This window comes from Paenarthrobacter sp. YJN-5 (genome assembly GCF_015040095.1).
Lineage (GTDB): Bacteria > Actinomycetota > Actinomycetes > Actinomycetales > Micrococcaceae > Arthrobacter > Arthrobacter ureafaciens.
Genome location: NZ_CP053544.1, coordinates 1,781,140 through 1,798,194, shown reverse-complemented (window position 1 = coordinate 1,798,194; position 17,055 = coordinate 1,781,140). Strand labels below are relative to the sequence as shown.

Here is a 17,055-nt window from a genome sequence, read left to right as displayed (position 1 = left end):
TTGCCCGACCTTTCACCGCTAATCCGCGTAGCACTCGTCGATGACCAGCAATTGGTCCGTTCCGGTTTCAGCATGCTCATCAACTCCCAGCCCGATCTGGAGGTCGTTGCCGAGGCGGGCAACGGCATCGAAGCAGTCCAGGCCCTGAACGCCACGGCAGCCGACGTTGTCCTGATGGACGTCCGGATGCCGGGCATGGACGGGATCGAGGCCACCCGGAAGATCCTGGAGCAGGCTGCGACCCAGCCGGAAGGTTCGCAACGGGCCGGGGTCAAGATCGTTGTCCTCACCACCTTCGACCTTGACGAGTATGCCCTGGCGGCCATCCGTGCCGGTGCCAGCGGTTTCCTGTTGAAGGACGCCCCGCCGGAGGAACTGCTGGAAGCCATCCGCACGGTTTATCGCGGAGATGCCGTGATCGCGCCTTCCACCACCCGGCGCCTGTTGGATCACGTCGCGCCCCTGCTGCGAACGCAGACCCCGGAGCAAAGCGGGCACGCCGCGGCCGTGGAACGGCTCACCGCGCGTGAACGCGAGGTCTTTACCCTGATCGCCCAGGGGAAATCGAACCCGGAGATCGCGGCAGGGTTGTTCCTGTCGGAAGCGACCGTCAAGACGCACGTGGGGCACATCCTCGCCAAGCTTGGTGCCCGTGACAGGGTCCAGATCGTGGTGATCGCGTATGAAACAGGAGTGGTATCCCCCGGGCTGTAGTTCCCCTCAGACCACGGTATGAGACGAGGTGCCGGACTTTGGGCCCGTGGCCGGATCTGCTGGAGGGGTCCTGCCGCCTAGCGTGAAAACATGACAACTTTCACGTCCATGCCGCACCCTTCAACACCGGACCACCCAACGCCTGCCGACGCCGCCGGGGCACGACCCGCCGTCGAGGCGTTCTCGCTGAGCAAAAGCTACGGCCGCGCCGACACCAAGGTGGTCGCGTTGAAAGACGTCAGTGTCAGCTTCGACGCCGGGAAGTTCACTGCGATCATGGGCCCTTCAGGCTCCGGAAAATCAACCCTCATGCACTGCCTCGCCGGGTTGGACTCCGCGGACAGCGGACGGATCCTCCTGGGCGGGACCGAACTGACGGGGCTCAACGACAAGCAGTTGACCGCCCTGCGCCGGGAGCGGATCGGCTTCGTTTTCCAGGCGTTCAACCTGGTGCCCACCCTCACTGCCGAACAGAACATCACGCTCCCGCTCGCCCTGGCCGGTAAAGACGTCGACGCCGGCTGGCTGGCAAGCGTCGTCACCACGCTTGGGTTGAAGGACAGGTTGCGGCACCGGCCCCACGAACTGTCCGGGGGCCAACAGCAACGCGTAGCCGTTGCCCGTGCGCTCTTGACGCGTCCCGACGTCGTTTTCGGCGACGAACCCACCGGCAACCTGGACTCGAAGGCCGGCGGCGAAGTCCTTGCGCTGTTGCGGCGCAGTACCCAGGAGATGGGGCAAAGCATCATCATGGTGACCCACGACCCCGTCGCCGCAAGCTATGCGGACAGGGTGGTGTTGATGAGTGACGGTGGCCTGGTGGGCGAGATCCACCAGCCCACCGCGGACTCCGTCCTGGCCGCCCTGGGCAAGCTGGGGGCCTGAGCGTGCTGCGAGTAGCCCTGTCCCAACTCAAGACCCATTACCGGCGCTTCATCGCCATCGGCTTGGCCGTGATGTTGTCCGTGATGTTCCTGTCGGCCACCCTGATGGTGGGTGCCAGCACCAATGCCTCGCTTGGGGCGAGCATTGGCGAGGCTTACCGGAACGCCGATCTGGTGGCCACGCCCAGGAACGGGGACCCGTTCAGCAAAGCGGCGGTGGACGCCGCCGCGTCGTCGCCGGCCGTTGACCAGAGCTACGCCGAACGGTCCACCTACGTGACCTTCGAAGCAAACGGCGAGCAGTTCGGCCGGCTGCGGAACGCGGCGCCTGCCGGTCTTGAAGGGGCTGAGCTGGTATCCGGCACAATGCCCCTGAGACCCTTCGACGTACTTTTGGACGCCAAGACGGCCCGGCACCTGGGCCTGGACCCCGGCAGCACGATGGAGTTGCGGGGTTCCGGACCGGAAGAGAAAGCCACAGTCACGGTTTCCGGCCTGGTCCAGCCCACGAATGATCCCTTCTCTTCTTCCGCCGCACAACTGATTGCCGGTGGGGCCGTCCTCGATGCTGTCCTGGGCGCGGGGACAGGACATAGCGGGGCCCAATTCAGCGGGGTTCAATTCATTCTGAAGCCCGGCGAGGACGTTGCCGCCGCGAAGGAGTACATCACACACCGCATGGAAGCGGCCGGAGCCGAGGGCCCGGTCCTGCAAACGGCACAGGAAAAAGTCACCGCCACCGTTGCAATGTTGAGCGGAGGCCAGGACCAACTCACCATCGTCCTGCTCGCCTTTGCCGGTGTGGCCATCCTGGTGTCCATGCTGGTGGTGTCCAATACGTTCTCCGTGCTGGTTGCCCAGCGCACCAGGGAACTGGCTTTGCTGCGCTGCCTGGGGGCGGGGCGCCCGCAGATCCGCGGCTCGGTGATCGTGGAAGCATTGGCGGTTGGTTTCCTTGCCTCGGTGCTCGGTGTCGCCGCCGCGGTAGGGGTCATGTCCGGCCTCGTCGCGTGGGCTGCAACCCAGCCCGGGCAAACGTTCGCCACGCTGGCCGTGCCGCCGTCGGCCGTTATTGCGGGGCTGCTTGCCGGTACCCTGCTGACCGTCATCGCCGCGCTGGTCCCCGCGAAGGCGGCCACCGCCGTCGCACCTCTTGCTGCCTTGCGTCCGGCCAATGACGCGTCTGTCCGGAACCGTCGCGGCAAGGTGCGGTTGGTACTGGGCGCGGTGGTCCTGGCCGGCGGAAGTGCCTTGCTGGCATTTGGGAGCGCCTCGGTCTCCTTGGAGGTCGCCCTGCTTGGCGGCGCCGCCTCCTTCATTGGGGTCTTGCTCTGCTCCAGCCTCTTCATTCCGGCTGTGGTGTCCTGGGCAGGTCGGTTGGCTTCGCCGGCCGGGGTGCCCGGCAAGCTTGCCGCCGTCAACGCCACGCGCAACCCGGCCCGGACGTCGGCTACCGCTGCTGCTTTGTTGATCGGAGTGACGCTCGTGTCGCTGATGATGACCGGCGCGTCGACAGCCAGGCAGGCATTCAACAGCACCTTGGCCGAGACGTATCCCGTCGACTTGGCCGCGCCTACCGCCGTGGGTCCGGATGCGGGCGATGCGCAGCAGGCCCTGGACAAGATCCGTGCCCTGGACGGTGTCAGCGCAGCTGCCCTCCTTCAACCGGTGGGCCGCCTCGCCGACGATTCGGCGCCCGCTGGCGGCGGCGCCATCTACGCCCTCGGCAACGCCGACGCCTCTGCCGTGCTCCGGGACGCGAAACTCCGACCCGCACCCGGAAAGGCCTACCTGCCCGAGGACTCGCCCACCGGCCCGGTGTCCATCACGACGGCGGCCGGCACGGTAACCCTCGACGCTACGGTCCTCACGACCCGGCATATCCCGCCCTTCGTGGCCGACTCCACGATCACCGCCGGTCCGCTCACGGAAGCACCGGGGATGGTCTGGGTCAAGGTAGCCGACTCCGTGTCCGGCGAGCAGGTGCAGGCAATCCAAAAGAACATCGCTGCTGCTTTGGGCATACCTGAGCGAACGGTCAGCGGAGCGGCCATAGAGCGGGCGACGTTCAACAGCATCATCGACGTGTTGCTCCTGGTGGTCACCGGGCTGTTGGGGATCGCGGTGGTGATCGCGCTGATCGGCGTCGCCAACACCCTGTCGCTGTCCGTCCTGGAACGCACCCGGGAAAACTCGTTGCTCAGGGCGCTCGGCCTGACCAAGGGCCAGCTCCGCGGGATGCTCGCCATCGAAGCCGTGTTGGTCGCGGGCGTGGCAGCCGTCCTGGGTGGTGGCCTCGGCATTGTCTACGGCTGGCTGGGTGCCCAGGCGACGCTGGGCGGCATGGCCGACGTCGTTCCTTCCGTTCCCTGGGGACAGCTGGCGGCCGTGTTCGGCGTCGCCGTGGTCGCAGGGCTCCTGGCCTCGGTGGTCCCGGCCCGCCGGGCAGCGCGGTTGTCCCCGGTGGAGGGACTCGCCACCGCTTGACGCTCTGTCACATCACCTCGCTTAAACGAAAACGCTCTTCCACCTTCCCCGGATCAACCGGAGGGAGGTGGAAGAGCGTTCGCCGTGTGGTGGCGGTAGGTGAAAGAGCGTTCGCTTAGGCTTCGGCGGGTTCCTCGTAGCGCGGGAACACCGGAACTGGCGCGGGAAGCTCCGTGCCAGGCTGGATGGGCGTCGCGATCGCGGCAAACCGGCGGGCGGGGCCTTCCGGCTGTCCCAGCACCTCAAGCAACTTGGCCGACGACGACGGCATGACCGGCTGGGCGAGGATCGCCACGATCCGGACCACCTCCAAGGTGACGTAGAGGACCGTGTTCATGCGCTCGACGTCGGTCTTCCGCAGCACCCAGGGCGCCTGCTCGGCGAAGTAGGCGTTGGTATCCCCCAGCACCGTCCAAATGGCTTCGAGGGCGCGGCTGAACTCCTGCTTCTCAAAGGCGCCGCGTGCCGTCTCCAGCAACTTCCCGGCTTGTTCGAGCAAGGCTTGGTCCTCGGCCGTGAAAGCACCCGGCACGGGAACCTTGCCCTCGCAGTTCTTGGCCACCATGGACAGTGAGCGCTGAGCGAGGTTGCCGAAGTTGTTTGCCAGGTCCGAGTTCATGCGGCCCACGATTGCCTCGTGGTTGTAGCTGCCGTCGGCGCCGAACGGTACTTCGCGGAGGAAGAAGAAGCGGCACTGGTCCAAGCCGTAACGCTCCACGAAGTCACGTGGGGCAACGACGTTGCCGAGGGACTTGGACATCTTGACGCCGTTGTTGGTCAGGAAGCCGTGGATCATCACGCGCTTGGGCAACTCCAGCCCCGCGCTCATGAGGAATGCCGGCCAGTAAATGGCGTGGAACCGGGAGATGTCCTTGCCGATGATGTGGACGTCCGCCGGCCAGAACTTCTTGAACGATTCCGACTCCGTGTCCGGGTAGCCCGCGCCGGTGAGGTAGTTGGTGAGGGCATCCACCCACACGTACATGACGTGTTTCTCATCCCCGGGAACCGGGACACCCCAGTCGAAGGTGGTCCGGCTGATGGAGAGGTCTTCCAGGCCACGCTTGACGAAGCTGATGACCTCGTTGAACCGGGACTGCGGCGCGCCGAAGTCGGGGTGGGCCTCATAGAGGGCGAGCAACTTCTCCTGGTAGGCCGACAACCTGAAGAAGTAGCTTTCCTCCGCCGTCCACGTCACCAACGTGTCCGTTTCCTTGGAGTAGCGGAGGCCGTCTTCCTTGACCACGGTGTCGTCCTCGACGTAGTACGCCTCGTCGCGGACGGAGTACCAGCCCTCGTACTTGGACAGGTAGATATCGCCGTTGACTTCCATCTTCTTCCAGATGGCCTGCGAAGCGGCGTAGTGGTCCGGATCGGTGGTGCGGATGAACCGGTCGTAGGAAATGCCGAGGTCCTGGCTCATCTGCTTGAAGGCAGCAGAGTTCCGGTCGGCCAGTTCCTTGGCCGTCAGGCCTTCCTTCTCCGCGGACTGCTGCATCTTGAGTCCGTGCTCGTCCGTTCCGGTCATGAAGAACACCTCATGGCCGTCCAGACGCTTGAACCGCGCCATGGCATCGGTGGCAATGACCTCGTAGGCGTGGCCGATGTGCGGCACGCCGTTGGGGTAGCTGATGGCCGTGGTGATGTAGAACGGGGATTTCTCTGCAGACGTCACTCTAAGAAGTTACCTTTATTTTCAGCGGGAAGAAGCTTAGTTAAGCTCGGTCAGCGTATCGCTGAGCCGGACCAGCTCGTGGTCGTGTGACGCCACGAGGACGGCGATGCCGTCACTGGTGGTGTCTTTCAGGATCCCGATGATGCGGTTGGCCGCTGCGCGGTCAAGGCTCGCCGTCGGTTCGTCAACCACCAGGACGCGGGTGCCGAGGATCAGGGCGCGGGCGATCGCGACACGCTGGCGCTCACCGCCGGACAGCTGGGCGGGACGGTGGCGCATCCGGCGGCCCAGGCCCACCAGGTCCAGGAGATCCTTGGCCATTTCGGTGCGTTGTTCCACTTCGCCGTCAGGTACGGCGGGAAGCAGCACGTTCTCCAAGGCACTCATGCCCTCGATCAAGGCACCGCCCTGGTCGACATAGCCGATGAGCGCCCTGCGGCGGTCGGCGATCTCGTCGTCGCCCATCGACTCCAGCGACGTGCCTTCCCAAAAGACCTGGCCCGACGTCGGGAGGGTGAGTCCCGCGCTGACGGTCAGGATACTGGTCTTGCCGGAGCCGCTTCGACCGGCGATGCAGTGCATCTCGCCTGCGTGCAGCGTCAGGTTGAAGTCATCGACGACGTCGACTTCTTCGGCCCCGCCCTTGTCTCCGCCATAGTGGATGGTCACCTTGCGCAGTTCCAGCGGAGTGGCATGGTCCGTGGCCTTGACGATGGTGTTGGCCCGGGTCTGCAGCGACTCTTCCGTTGACTCCGGGGTGGCCGTCAGCTCGGTGTTGAGGTTGTCAGTCATTTGACTACTTTCGTTGCAATCGGAATCCAGCAAATTACGGCCAGCAGGCCGGCCAGCCCGGCCCAGAGGGCCGCATACGGGGCCAGGAGCAGCCCCAGTCCCAGCGCCCCGAGGACACCGAGGGGAAGGGCCACGGTACCTACCAAAGCGTTTTCGAAGAAGCGGACCTGGCCCAGCATGTCCGGGTTCCAGCCCATGGCCCGGAGGGTGCCCAGGTATTCGCGTTTGGCATGGAGTTCGAACCGCCCCGTGACAAGTGTCAGCAGCAGCCCGACCAAGACGCCGAACACAGCCAGGATCACGCTGGGCAGAGCGACGCTTGCAGCCGCCAGGCCACTGAGCGCACTGGCACCCGCAGCCCGGGGAATGTCGATCAGCAGGGCGATCAGCGCGCCGACGGCTGCGCCGAACACTCCCACTGCCACAGCGAGCGAGACCGAGTTGAACTTGTTGGTGGTCAACTGCCGGTTGGCGAACGTCAGGGGTGAGTCCACGGTCACGAGGCGGTCGTCGTGCTGCGGCTCCTGGTCGATAACCACGCGGTGACGCAGCTGCTGTGCGGCAAGCAAGGCTGCTGCCGCGTAGATGACCAGCATGGTGGCGGACACGATGACCGTCGCCAGGTTCCAGCTCAGCAAGCTCAGGATGATTCCGGCAGCGGCGAGGGCAGCCGCACCGACGGCGAACTCCTCAAGCACCCAGGACCTGATGCGTTTCTGCGTCCAACCCATGGCGCGCAGGATTCCTGCTTCGCTTCTGCGCTGGCGGATGTAGCTCACGGTCGAGGCGCCGGTCAGGAGCGTGGCTCCAAGCAACGTCAGGAAGAGCAGGGTGATGTTGGTACCGGTCAGGGAGCCGGACACGGCGTCGGCGGCATCCTGCCGTACCCACGACTGCTGGACCGTTCCGAGGGCCGATTCCTTGCCCGAGTCGTCCTTGCTGTAGCCGGGGACGAAGATGTTGACGTCCTCGCGTGCGGACCCGGCCACCACGGTTGCCTCCAGGCCGAGGGCGCGGATCTCCGAAGCCAGTTTCTCGACATCCGGCTGAGCCTGCTTCCAGTTTCCCGGGGCATTGGCACGAACACGGATCGCGTCGATGACGTTGGCATTGGAGTCGTAGCCGCGTGCGGCGGCAAGGCCGTAGTAGTCGGTGATCGCGCCGGCCGACTGGCTCACCAGGCCGGTGGCACTCAGCGAAGGCTTGAGCACGGTACCCTCGACGTCTTTTCCGTTCGCGTCCTTGGTGAGGGTCATCGGTGCCGGGTCGTAGCCGCCCAGCGGAAGCTTGTTCACGTCGCCGGCTGCTGCCTGGACGTCACCGGGATTGAAGGTGCCGTAGACCATGGGCATCGGAGTAGCCGGCTTCTTGCCGGTGGCCAGGTCTTCGCGGTACGCGCGCTCTTCGACGGGCTTGCGCTGGGTCTGGTCGACCGCTGCCCCGAACGAAGACTTCTCCGGCAGGCGGTTGACCGTCACCCAGTCCCCCGGCGTGGCGGTCTTGTCGGAAGCACCGTTTGCGGCGTCGTCGCCGTCCTTGTACTTCGGTGCAGCAGCGAAAGCGGTGCTCCAGGTGGCCGGGTTGTAGAGGCCCTGGCTGAAGGAAGCGGTGCTGCCAAGCAGTTTGCTGTGATCGGTGGAACCCGGCCATTCCAGGGCGAACGGGGACTTCGATACGAACGGGAGGTAGTCCTTGTCCAGGGAACGGCTCACGGTGCCCACGTCCTTGAGGACCTTGCCGTTGGAGTCGATTTCCTCGATCTTCACCGAGTACTGCAGGTCCAGGGACGTGCCCGAGCGGACAATCAGCGGGATCGCCTGTGACTCGTCCGTCAGCAGGCCGTCACGCTTGGCCTGCTGGTACTGGGTCATCAAGGGGGCCCAGTACTTGAGCTTGACGCCCAGGAAGTCCGGGCCTTCCTCCAATTGCTCCATGCTCAAGCCGGTGGTGAAGAGGCTTTCGAAGTGGCGTCCGATTGCGCCCGCGTTGCGGGCATCGGCCGGCGGGGCCTTTTCAAGCGGTGCCAGGAAGTCTCCTGCCGTCCCAAGCAGCGCCCGTTCGGCCGCGGGATCGACGGCGACGACGGACTCCGTCACCTCGGGGGCCAAGGGAAGGGCCACCGAGAGGTTGAACAAGTTGTGCTCCGAGCCGAGCGCGGGGGCCGGGAACTTGATGCCCGTCTCCCCCTCCGGCCCGGCGATGCGGACGTTGGAGCCACCGGTGGTCTTTTCCTCAACCAAGCGGCCCTTGCCCAAGGTGCCTTCCGCGCTGGTCTTGAAGAGTGTCTGCTGGTTGACGCCATCAGAGCTGGTGGCCGTGGCCGTCAAGCGGTACTTCTTCGGGGTGTCGGACAATACCGATTCGGCTTCCGGCCATTTGGCGGAGTCCATCGCCGAGGGATCGCCTGCCGTGATGGCCCCGGCAAGGCCCGAGTTGTAGCCGAGGTAGTCCATGGCATTCAGGCGCGGCGCCTCGAGGTTCTGCGATACGCGGGAAACAAGGCTGATGGGTGCGGCAACTGCCGTGTTGCCCATGTTCCTGATTTTTTCCAGCTGCTCAAAGCTGATGCCACCCTGGCCGTTGGCAATTTCGGGTTGGATCAGGGCACCGCCCTCGCCGTCCCCCTCCTGGTCCGGCTTTGCCTGGACCAGGATGTCGTAAAGACCCCGCGAGTTCTCATCCACAGTCCTGTTCAGGGCCGCCTGCGACTGGCTCTGGACGACGACGGACAAGCACATGGCGACGATCAAAATGGCCGCGGTCAGCAGCAGCACACGGCTTCTGATGAACCTTTGGACGGCGTTCATTGGGCTCCCTGAGACCTTGATTGCGGGCGCGCACACATGGACCGCGACCCCTCGAAAACACAAAGGAGCCGCGGGTTTGGTGTGCAAAAAGTAGTGGCCGGCCTGCTGCCGGGTCCGAATTCCGGACCCAGCCATTGTAAGCAGACCGGCCACGCATGCGCGTCAGGGGTGTGTTCCCGGGCACGCCGAATTCATCTGGCTAAGCCCGTGCTTAGTCCTCCAGGTCGACTTCGCGGACCATGTCCGCGCCGATGCCGGCCTTGATGGCTTCCAGTACCTGCTGCGGCACGGAGCTGTCGATGGTCAGCAACGCCAGCACCTGGCCGCCTTCGGTCTGGCGGGCCACCTGCATGCCACCGATGTTGATGTTGTTCATGCCCAGGATGTGGCCGATCGTGCCGATCACGCCGGGACGGTCCGCGTAAGCAACCACCACGAGGTGCTCGCTGATGGGGATTTCGACGTCATAGCCGTTGACGCCCACCAGTTTCTCGACCTGCTTGGGTCCGGTCAGGGTACCGGCCACGGAAATCTGCGAGCCGTCGCTGAGCGCACCGCGGATGGTCAGGACGTTGCGGTAGTCCTCGGCGTCGGGGGTGGTGATGAGGCGCGTGTTGATACCGCGCTGCTCGGCAATCACCGGCGCGTTGACGTAGGACACCTGCTCCGTGACGACGTCGGCAAAGACGCCCTTCAACGCGGCAAGCTCCAGGACCTTGACGTCCAGGGCGGCGATTTCGCCGGCAACCTCGACGTCGATCTGCGTCAGGGACGCGTGGGTGAGGGCGGTGAAGATGCGGCCGAGCTTCTCGATCAGCGGTATGCCCGGGCGGATGTCGCTGGCAATGACACCGCCGGCGACGTTCACCGCATCCGGAACGAGTTCCCCTGCCAGGGCGAGCCGTACCGACTTCGCTACGGACACGCCGGCCTTCTCCTGGGCCTCGTCCGTGGAAGCACCCAGGTGCGGAGTGACCACCACGTTGTCGAATTCGAAGAACGGCAGGTCCGTGCTGGGCTCCTTGACGAACACGTCGACGCCGGCGCCGGCGATCTGGCCTTCCTTCAGCGCGGTGAACAGTGCTTCTTCGTCAACCAGGCCGCCACGGGCAACGTTGATGACGTAGGCCGATTCCTTCATCTTCCGGAACGCGTCGGCGCCCAGCATGCCCACGGTCTCCGGGGTCTTGGGCATGTGGATGGTGATGAAGTCGGCGTTGGCCAGGAGTTCGTCAAGCGTTACCAGCTTGACCCCGAGCTGCGCTGCGCGGGCCGAAGTGATGTAGGGATCGTACGCGAGGATCTCGGTGTCGAATCCCTGGAGGCGGGCAGCAACCAAAGCGCCGATGCGGCCGAGGCCGATGATGCCGATCTTCTTCTCGAACAGTTCAATGCCGGTGTACTTGGAGCGCTTCCACTCACCGTTCTTCAGGGCGCTGCTGGCCTGCGGAATGTGGCGGGCGAGGCTCAGGATGTGTCCCACCGTAAGTTCCGCCGCAGAGACGATGTTGGAGGTGGGGGCGTTGACCACCATGACGCCTGCCTGGGTAGCAGACTTGATGTCTACGTTGTCCAGTCCCACGCCGGCGCGCGCGATCACTTTCAGGTTCTTCGCTGCGGCGATCGCTTCGGCGTCCACCTGGGTGGCCGAACGCACCAGGATGGCATCGACGTCGGCAATGGCGGACAGCAGCTGGGAGCGGTCGGCACCGTCTGTCTGGCGGATCTCGAAATCCGGGCCCAGTGCCTCGATCGTGGCGGGCGAAAGTTCCTCGGCGAGGAGGACGACGGGTTTGGTGGCTGACACGGGTGGCACCTTACTTTGGACAACTTGGGAACAGTACTGGACAAGGAGCGGATGCGGGGCCCGGGCACTACTCCGGACAGGCCCAGAATATCGAATTGGAACGGCGAATCCGGCGCCCGCTCAGGGATGTTACGGGCCGGACACGCCGGTTGTGAAGAAGTTCACAGTCCTCGGAACGGGATCGAAGGACGCGTAAAACGGGCAATGCCCGCCCGGCTGTGGTGCCGGACGGGCATTGCTGCAAAGGATCAGCGTGCTGCGGAACCTTCGACGTAGTCCTCGTCCTGCTGCTGCCAGGAGAAGAGCGAACGGAGCTCGCGGCCGACTTCCTCGATCGGGTGCTGCTCTGCCTTGGCGCGCAGTTCCTTGAATTCGACGGCACCGTTGTCCTGGTCGTCGATGAAGCGCTTGGCGAAGGCACCGGACTGGATGTCAGCCAGCACAGCCTTCATGTTTTCCTTCACCTCGGGGGTGATGACGCGCGGGCCGGAGACGTAGTCGCCGTACTCAGCGGTGTCGGAAACGCTCCAGCGCTGCTTGGCGATGCCGCCTTCCCACATGAGGTCGACAATGAGCTTGAGCTCGTGCAGGACCTCGAAGTAGGCGATCTGCGGCTGGTAGCCGGCTTCGGTCAGGGTCTCGAAGCCGTACTGGACGAGCTGGGAAACGCCGCCGCAGAGTACGGACTGCTCACCGAACAGGTCGGTTTCGGTCTCTTCGGTGAAGGTCGTCTTGATGACACCGGCGCGGGTGCCGCCAATGGCCTTGGCGTAGGACTTGGCCAGTTCCCAAGCGGAACCGGAAGCGTCCTGCTCCACGGCGATGATGTCCGGGATGCCACGGCCGGCTTCGAATTCGCGGCGGACCGTGTGGCCCGGCGCCTTCGGAGCGATGAGGATGACGTCAACGCCTGCGGGGGGCTCGATGTAGCCGAAGCGGATGTTGAAGCCGTGGGCGAAGGCGAGGGCCTTGCCTTCGGTCAGCTTGTCCTTGATGGAGTCGTTGTAGATCGAGCGCTGGTGCTGGTCCGGCGCGAGGATCATGATGACGTCTGCCCATTCGGCGGCGTCGGCAACGTTCTTGACGGTGAAGCCCGCGTCCTGCGCCTTGGCGGTCGACTTGGAGCCTTCCTTGAGCGCGATGACAACCTCGACGCCGGAATCGCGCAGGTTAAGCGCGTGGGCGTGGCCCTGCGAGCCATAACCGACGATTGCGACCTTGCGACCCTGGATGATCGACAGGTCTGCGTCGTCGTCGTAGAACATTTCAGTCACTTGCGTAACTCCTCTTGAGTGGTTTCTAGATATTGAAGGTGGTGCTGCGGTACTGGGCGCAACGCAGGGCAGGGCATGCAAGGAGCAGTCCCTGCCTGTGCTTTAGGCGGAGCGAAGCGCCCTGTCACTCATGGAGCGGGATCCCCGTCCAACGGCCAAGGTGCCGGACTGCACAATTTCACGGATGCCGAACGGCTCGAGCACTGAGAGCAGCGCAGCGAGCTTCTCCGGGGTACCGGTTGCCTCGATCACCAACGAGTCTGTAGACACGTCGACGACGGCGGCACGGAACAGGTCTGCAGCCTGGGTAACCTGCAGACGTGTCGCGGCATCCGCACGTACCTTGACCAGGATGTGGTCGCGCTGTACGGAAGATTCGGAAGTCAGTTCAACAATCTTGATCACGTTGACCAACTTGTTGAGCTGCTTGGTGACCTGCTCGATCAAGTCGCCGTCGGCGTCGACGACGACCGTCATGCGGGACATGCCCGGGACCTCAGTGGGCCCCACGGCGAGGGAGTTGATGTTGAAGGCACGCCGGGCGAAAAGGCTGGCCACGCGGGTCAGCACGCCGGGCTTGTCTTCTACCAGAACGGACAGTGTGTGACGGGTCATGGCCTAGTCTTCCTCTTCCCATTCCGGGGTCATGTTGCGGGCAACCTGGATCTGGTCATTGCTGACGCCGGCGGGCACCATGGGCCACACCATTGAGTTGGGGCTGACGACGAAGTCGATCACCACCGGGCGGTCATTGATTTCCAGGGCCTTCTGGATGGTGGCGTCGATGTCTTCGTCGCGTTCACACCGCAGGGCGGCACAACCGTAGGCGTCAGCGAGTTTGACGAAGTCCGGGATCCGGATGGTGTCGTGGCCGGTGTTCAGGTCCGTGTTGGAGTAGCGGCCTTCGTAGAACAGCGTCTGCCACTGGCGCACCATGCCCAGTGACGAGTTGTTGATGATGGCCACCTTGATGGGGATGTTGTTGATGGCGCAGGTAGCCAGTTCCTGGTTGGTCATCTGGAAGCAGCCGTCGCCGTCGATCGCCCAGACAACCCGGTCCGGTTCACCGACTTTGGCGCCCATGGCGGCGGGAACGGAGTAGCCCATGGTTCCTGCGCCGCCCGAATTCAACCAGGCGTGGGGACGTTCGTATTTGATGAACTGGGCAGCCCACATCTGGTGCTGGCCAACGCCCGCAACGTAGATTCCCTCAGGACCGGTGAGTTCTCCGATGCGCTTGATGACCCGCTGCGGAGCCGTGAGTCCATCTTCCGGCTCGGTCCACCCCAGGGGGTAGGTGTCGCGCAGGTTGTTCAGGAAGGCCCACCAGGAGCCCAGGTCCGGAGTACCGACTTGGTCAAACCGGGCCTTTACGGCTTCGGTCAGTTCGGGAATGATCTCCTTCACCGAGCCGACAATCGGCACGTCCGCCGTGCGGTTCTTGGAGATCTCCGCAGGATCGATGTCCGCGTGGATGACCTTGGCAGTTGGCGCGAAGGTCTTCAGTACACCGGTCACGCGGTCATCGAACCGCGCACCGAGCGTGATGAGCAGGTCAGCCTGCTGCAGTGCGGTGACTGCCGAGACGGCACCGTGCATGCCGGGCATGCCAACGTGCTGTGGGTGCGAATCGGGGAAGGCTCCGCGGGCCATGAGCGTCGTGACCACGGGCGCGCCGGTGGCCAGTGCCAGTTCCATGAGTTCGGCAGATGCGTGGCCCTTGACCACGCCGCCGCCGACGTACAGAACGGGCTTGCTGGAGGCAGCGATCAGCTTGGCGGCTTCGCGGACCTGCTTGTTGTGGCCGCGGACAACCGGACGGTAGCCGGGAAGATCGATCTTGGGCGGCCATGAGAACGTCATCTGGCCAACCTGGGCATCCTTGGCGATGTCCACCAGGACCGGGCCGGGGCGGCCGGTCGAGGCAAGGTGGAAGGCTTCTGCCATGACGTGCGGGATGTCATTGGGATCCGTCACCAGGAAAGAGTGCTTGGTGATGGGCATGGTGATGCCCACGATGTCGGCCTCCTGGAAGGCGTCGGTGCCGATGACTCCACTGGAGACCTGGCCGGTGATGGCCACCATCGGCACGGAGTCCATGTGGGCATCCATGATGGCGGTAACGAGGTTGGTGGCACCGGGGCCCGAGGTGGCGATGCACACGCCAACCCGTCCGGTAACCATGGCGTAGCCTTGCGCGGCGTGGCCGGCTCCCTGTTCGTGACGGACCAGGACGTGATTCATGCTGGAGGCCATCAAGGGGTCGTAGGTGGGCAGGATCGCGCCACCGGGCAAACCGAAAATATCGTCCACGCCGAGTTCTTCGAGCGAGCGGACAATTGCTTGCGAGCCGGTCATCACCGTTGGGGGTACAACGTTGTTCGGCCCAAGTACAGGAGAGAGAGGTGCAGCAGCGTCGACGACGGTGTCAGCCGTTCGGTCGATCTTTTCCGGAGCCTTGGTGGCTCCAGCGGACTTTGCAGCCATCAGCGAGGGGCTGATCGGCGATCCTTTGCTCATCGGACTCTTCCTTAGTGGATCTTCATTGGTGGGTCTTGCAAATAAAAAAACCCCTCAGCCTTACGGCTCTTCGAGGGGTTTGCGCGTGACAGTTCGTTACCAGTCGGGCTATGCCACGCGCTTGGTAAGGACGACGACGCCAACGGTAACGAATGAAATCATGCGTTCAGTGTTCCCTCTAAACGAGATACGTGTCAATCAGGCAACATCGTATCTCAATATCTGGACAACAATGTCCATCTGCCGGACTCCGCCTCCTTGGGGACGCGGAGCCCGGCAGGGAACTCAGCCGCAGTAAGCCCCGGTGGAGGCGCTGTGGACGAGCTTGGCGTACTTGGCAAGAACGCCCTTGGTGAACTTGGCAGGCAGCGGCTCCCAGCCCACTTTGCGGGCTTCGAGTTCGGCGTCATCAACCAGGAGGTCGAAAGAACGCGCAGCGATGTCCACACGGATCCGGTCCCCGTCCTTGACGAAGGCGATAGGACCGCCGTCGACGGCTTCCGGCGCGACGTGGCCGATGCACAAGCCGGTGGTCCCGCCGGAGAAGCGGCCGTCAGTGAGGAGCAGGACATCCTTGCCGAGCCCGGCACCCTTGATCGCGCCGGTAATGGCCAGCATCTCCCGCATGCCGGGCCCGCCCTTGGGACCCTCGTAGCGGATCACCACGACGTCGCCCTTCTGGATGCGGCCATTGTCCAAGGCATCCAAAGCGCCCTGCTCGCGCTCGAACACCCGGGCGGTGCCCTCGAAAACGTCGGCGTCGAAGCCTGCGCTCTTGACCACTGCACCCTCGGGAGCCAGGGAGCCGTGCAGGATGGTGATGCCGCCCGTCTTGTGGATCGGATTGTCCAGCGCCCGCAGGATCTTGCCGTCCAGGTCCGGCGGGTTGATCGCAGCCAGGTTTTCGGCAAGCGTTTTGCCCGTCACGGTGAGGCAATCGCCGTGCAGCAGTCCGGCGTCGAGCAGAGCTCGCATGATGACCGGAACCCCGCCGATCTTATCGACGTCGGTCATCACGTACCGGCCGAACGGCTTCAGGTCGCCAAGGTGCGGTATGCGGTCACCGATCCGGTTGAAGTCATCAAGCGTCAAGTCCACGTTGGCCTCGCGGGCAATAGCCAACAAGTGAAGCACGGCGTTGGTGGAACCGCCGAAGGCCATGGTGACCGCGATGGCATTTTCGAAGGCCTTCTTGGTCATGATGTCCCGCGCGGTGATGCCAAGCCGCAGGAGGTTCACCACCGCCTCCCCGGACTTCCGGGCAAAGTCATCCCGACGGCGATCTGCCGAGGGCGGGGCTGCGGAACCCGGAAGCGACATTCCAAGGGCTTCGCCAATGCACGCCATCGTGTTTGCCGTGTACATGCCGCCGCAGGCACCTTCGCCCGGACAGATGGCTTTTTCGATGCGGTCCAGGTCCTCACGGCTCATCTTGCCGGCGGCGCAGGCTCCGACTGCCTCGAAGGCGTCAATGAGGGTTACTTCCTTCTCCGAACCATCCTCGAGTTTTACCCACCCCGGCATGATGGAACCGGCGTAAAGGAACACGCTGGCCAGGTCCAGGCGGGCGGCTGCCATGAGCATGCCGGGCAGGGACTTGTCGCAACCGGCCAGGAGCACGGAACCGTCGATCCGCTCGGCCTGCATCACCGTCTCGACGGAATCGGCAATGACTTCCCGCGATACCAGGGAAAAGTGCATGCCCTCATGCCCCATGGAAATACCGTCGGAAACGGAAATCGTGCCGAATTGCATGGGAAATCCCCCGCCGGCGTGGACGCCTTCCTTGGCGCCCTGGGCCAGGCGGTTAAGGGAAAGATTGCAGGGTGTGATTTCGTTCCAGGAACTCGCGACGCCGATTTGCGGCTTTGCGAAATCGTCATCGCCCATGCCCACGGCGCGGAACATTCCGCGTGCGGGAGCGGCGTGAATGCCGTCCGTGACAACCCGGCTACGGGGTTTGATGTCAGGCGTATTCTCTGTGGAAGTCCGGGTGTCCTCGCTCATGCCCCACAGTCTATGTGGCAGCCCTGCCCGCAGTCCCTTGCCTGTCCCGGAAAAATCAAAAAAGCCATAAAAGACACAAAACCCGGAC

Annotated in this window: 11 protein-coding genes; 3 read left to right on the top strand and 8 right to left on the bottom strand. The window is 64.2% G+C overall.

Going from position 1 to position 17,055, the window contains the following annotated elements:
- From HMI59_RS08535 to HMI59_RS08525, 3 genes are all read left to right on the top strand, one after another.
- Entirely contained in the window at positions 1–714 is a 714-nt protein-coding gene (locus HMI59_RS08535) for a response regulator transcription factor (protein WP_071416322.1), read from the top strand.
- Between the two features lie 90 nt (positions 715–804).
- Positions 805–1,599: an ABC transporter ATP-binding protein gene (locus HMI59_RS08530; protein WP_071416321.1), complete on the top strand. Its 795-nt coding sequence runs from the start codon at positions 805–807 to the stop codon at positions 1,597–1,599.
- Positions 1,600–1,601: 2 nt separating this feature from the next.
- A complete protein-coding gene (locus HMI59_RS08525) occupies positions 1,602–4,085 on the top strand; it encodes an ABC transporter permease (protein ID WP_193593350.1) in 2,484 nt (827 codons plus the stop codon).
- 115 nt (positions 4,086–4,200) lie between these two features.
- On the opposite strand, the gene metG is transcribed toward HMI59_RS08525, so the two are convergent.
- From metG to ilvD, 8 genes are all read right to left on the bottom strand, one after another.
- Complete coding sequence (metG, locus tag HMI59_RS08520; protein WP_193593349.1) at positions 4,201–5,760, bottom strand: methionine--tRNA ligase; 1,560 nt, start codon at positions 5,758–5,760, stop codon at positions 4,201–4,203.
- 36 nt (positions 5,761–5,796) lie between these two features.
- Positions 5,797–6,552, bottom strand: coding sequence for an ABC transporter ATP-binding protein (locus tag HMI59_RS08515; RefSeq protein WP_021470919.1), 756 nt, complete (start codon positions 6,550–6,552; stop codon positions 5,797–5,799).
- Positions 6,549–9,359 carry an FtsX-like permease family protein gene (locus HMI59_RS08510; RefSeq protein WP_021470920.1) on the bottom strand — a complete coding sequence of 937 codons (2,811 nt, stop codon included), beginning with the start codon at positions 9,357–9,359 and terminating at the stop codon, positions 6,549–6,551. The genes HMI59_RS08515 and HMI59_RS08510 overlap by 4 nt, the downstream gene beginning before the upstream one ends.
- A gap of 211 nt (positions 9,360–9,570) precedes the next feature.
- On the bottom strand, positions 9,571–11,166 hold the full coding sequence (serA, locus tag HMI59_RS08505) for a phosphoglycerate dehydrogenase (RefSeq protein WP_062097096.1): 1,596 nt from the start codon (positions 11,164–11,166) through the stop codon (positions 9,571–9,573).
- Between the two features lie 248 nt (positions 11,167–11,414).
- Positions 11,415–12,473, bottom strand: coding sequence for a ketol-acid reductoisomerase (gene ilvC, locus HMI59_RS08500; protein WP_255527674.1), 1,059 nt, complete (start codon positions 12,471–12,473; stop codon positions 11,415–11,417).
- A 69-nt stretch (positions 12,474–12,542) separates the two neighbouring features.
- Positions 12,543–13,055, bottom strand: coding sequence for an acetolactate synthase small subunit (ilvN, locus tag HMI59_RS08495; RefSeq protein ID WP_021470923.1), 513 nt, complete (start codon positions 13,053–13,055; stop codon positions 12,543–12,545).
- Positions 13,056–13,058: 3 nt separating this feature from the next.
- Positions 13,059–14,960 carry an acetolactate synthase large subunit gene (locus tag HMI59_RS08490; protein ID WP_193593348.1) on the bottom strand — a complete coding sequence of 634 codons (1,902 nt, stop codon included), beginning with the start codon at positions 14,958–14,960 and terminating at the stop codon, positions 13,059–13,061.
- A 285-nt stretch (positions 14,961–15,245) separates the two neighbouring features.
- Positions 15,246–16,967, bottom strand: a complete 1,722-nt coding sequence (gene ilvD / locus HMI59_RS08485; protein WP_021470925.1) for a dihydroxy-acid dehydratase — start codon at positions 16,965–16,967, stop codon at positions 15,246–15,248.
- Positions 16,968–17,055: the final 88 nt, after the last annotated feature.